We start from the raw sequence: 2,079 nt of genomic DNA, 5'->3' as shown, positions 1-2,079 counted from the left end.
CGCCTGGTCGATCTCCCGGTTGCGGCCGCGCGCCCAGGTGGAGTGGTACGGGAAGCCGATGTCCTTCTCGGGGCTGGTGCCGAGCCGGTGCTGGCCGTCGGTCCAGCCGCCGCTGGGCAGCCAGTTGCCGCCGACCGCGTGCGACTCGACGACGACAACGCGCGGCGCGGGCAGGCCGAGAGTGCGCAGTACGTGCGATTTCGCTGCCACCGCAAGGGCTTTCGGCCCCGCGCCGACTACCAGGAGGGTTTCCACCGGTTCGTTCTCCACTCTCTCACGCATGTCGCGCCGGGATCGTCCACAGGGCGATTGCCCGGACACGATTCCCATATTTGCATAGGCTTACCTTATCTGGCCAGCGGGGCCCGGTGTGCCCATGCAGACAAACAAGTGACCTTAGGCTAACCTAACGGCATGGGTAAGGGATTGAACGGCCTGATCACCAAGGCCTGGGGCGGCGCCGACTACAAGCTGACGGTGACATCCAACGAGCAGATCACCGACAAGTTCGTGCGGATCGGCTTCACCATGGGCGGACTGCTCGCCGACCACCCGGTGCACCCCACCCAGTGGGTCCGCCTGTGGATTCCGGACGCCGAGAGCGACAAGCTGCACCACCGCGGCTACACCCTCGTCGACCCGAACCCGGAGGCCGACACCGCCAGCATCGACTTCGCGCTGCACAACGGCCCGGCCGCCGACTGGGCCCGCCGCGCCGAGCCGGGCGACCTCCTCGACGTCACCGTGCTGGGCTCGGACTTCCAGCTGCCGGAACAGACTCCCAGCGAATACGTCGTCTTCGGCGACACCGCCTCGCTGCCCGCCATCAACTCGCTGCTGGACGCCATCGGCGACACCCCCGCGCGGGTCTGGCTGGAATGGCAGTACGAGTCCGACCAGACCATCCCGGTGCACAACAAGCCGCACCACCAGCTCACCTGGCTGCAGCGCGTCGACGACGGCCGCCTGCTGCGCGAGGCCGCGCAGGAGATGAACTGCCCCGCCGACGCGTTCGCGTGGGTCGCCTGCTGCGGGCAGACCACCCGCTCGATCGTGAAGACCCTCAAGGGCCAGCACGAGCTGCCCAAGACCGCGATCAAGTCCCAGGCCTACTGGAAGTGAGGCCGGGGGTCATCCCCCGGGTTGACCGCGACTGAGCCTCGCGACCGATGCGGATGTAGCCGGTGCTACGGCAAGCTGATCGGACAAGTCGGGAACTCCCGAGCCGCCCAGTTTCACCGATGTTCCCCAATTCCTCTCCGCACCAGTGCGTTTCGTGATCACCGGACTGATCGGCGGTTCCAGGGCGCAGCGAACACTCAACGCACCACCAACGACATCCTGACGCCGTTCCTGCTGGGCAGACACGGTGCGGTCGACCCCGCCGCCATCGGCCATGCCGGGGTCACGGGCGGCCCGGTGCGACGCTAGCGAGGCGGGTGGCGCGCGCGGATGATTTCGGCCATGGTGGACGGCGGAACGCAGTACGGAAACCACCACCCGCGAGGAGTACGCCCGTGTCCGTTCTCGATGAAAGCACACCCTTCGGTGCCACGGTCGCCAAGCGGCTGGCCGACGAGCACGTCATCTGGCTGACCACGATCGGCGCGGGCGATACACCGCAGCCCAATCCCGTGTGGTTCCTGTGGCAGGACGGCACCTTCCTGATCTACACCGAGCCGGCGGCGAAACGGCTGCGCCATCTCGCGCGCAACCCGCGGATCTCGCTGAACTTCAACAGCACCGCCTCCGGTGGCGAGGTCGTCGTGTTCACCGGCACGGCCCGGATCGGCGAGGCGGTGAGCGAGTCCGTGGTCGCCGACTATTCGCGCAAGTACACCCGGGGCTTCGCCGAGATCGAGATGTCGGAGGCCGACTTCTACGCGACCTACTCCGTCCCGATCCACATCACCCCGGATCGCCTGCGCGGCTTCTGAACACACGAAAAGGGGCCCCCCCCCCCGCCGGGGGGGCGGCCCCCCCCCAGGGGGGGGCGCCCCGGGGGGGGGGCGACCCCCCACCCCCCCACACCGGGTGGACTCGAGTCCCCCTGAGTGAAGTTGGAGGAGGACCGGTCGG

Annotated in this window: 2 protein-coding genes and 1 pseudogene; 2 read left to right on the top strand and 1 reads right to left on the bottom strand. The window is 68.4% G+C overall.

Annotation, left to right across the window (positions count from 1 at the left end; translation table 11 throughout):
• Positions 1-282: pseudogene (locus ACFWPJ_RS11615) on the bottom strand (lysine 6-monooxygenase); the annotation flags it as partial.
• Between the two features lie 132 nt (positions 283-414).
• Between ACFWPJ_RS11615 and ACFWPJ_RS11610 the strand changes: the two are divergent.
• Positions 415-1,122, top strand: coding sequence for a siderophore-interacting protein (locus ACFWPJ_RS11610; RefSeq protein ID WP_378849859.1), 708 nt, complete (start codon positions 415-417; stop codon positions 1,120-1,122).
• 395 nt (positions 1,123-1,517) lie between these two features.
• Positions 1,518-1,937, top strand: a complete 420-nt coding sequence (locus ACFWPJ_RS11605) for a TIGR03667 family PPOX class F420-dependent oxidoreductase (protein WP_378849857.1) — start codon at positions 1,518-1,520, stop codon at positions 1,935-1,937.
• The last annotated feature ends 142 nt before the right edge of the window (positions 1,938-2,079 follow it).

It is taken from the genome of Nocardia sp. NPDC058497 (assembly GCF_042720195.1).
GTDB lineage: Bacteria > Actinomycetota > Actinomycetes > Mycobacteriales > Mycobacteriaceae > Nocardia.
The sequence above is the reverse complement of the archived record's forward strand: the minus strand, read 5'-3'. Positions and strand labels throughout refer to the sequence as shown.